Origin of the sequence: Psychromonas arctica, assembly GCF_038155225.1 — a bacterium.
Lineage (GTDB): Bacteria > Pseudomonadota > Gammaproteobacteria > Enterobacterales > Psychromonadaceae > Psychromonas > Psychromonas arctica_B.
The window spans coordinates 1-217 of record NZ_JBAKBA010000332.1 but is presented as its reverse complement, the minus strand read 5'-3'; the positions used below and the strand labels follow the sequence as shown (position 1 = coordinate 217).

The following is a 217-nucleotide window of genomic DNA, read 5'->3' as shown; positions in this document are numbered from 1 at the left end:
TTAGAAGACTTAGTCACTAAATTAAATATACCTTATCACACAGAAAGCCATGAAGGTTTAACACGTGAAGAGCATCAAGATAAAGTATTAGAAGCCATTGCGCCTTACACACCAGATAACGTTATTTTAGCTAAATACATGCGTATTTTAACGCCAAAATTCGGTGAGGCTTATTCAAATAGATTAATTAATATCCATCATTCATTTTTACCTGCTT

The 217-nt window shown here is 32.7% G+C and carries 1 protein-coding gene; it reads left to right on the top strand.

Annotated elements, in window-relative coordinates; genetic code table 11:
- The coding region (locus V6255_RS18705) for a formyltransferase family protein (RefSeq protein WP_341629452.1) at window positions 1-217 on the top strand (217 nt) is incomplete at both ends.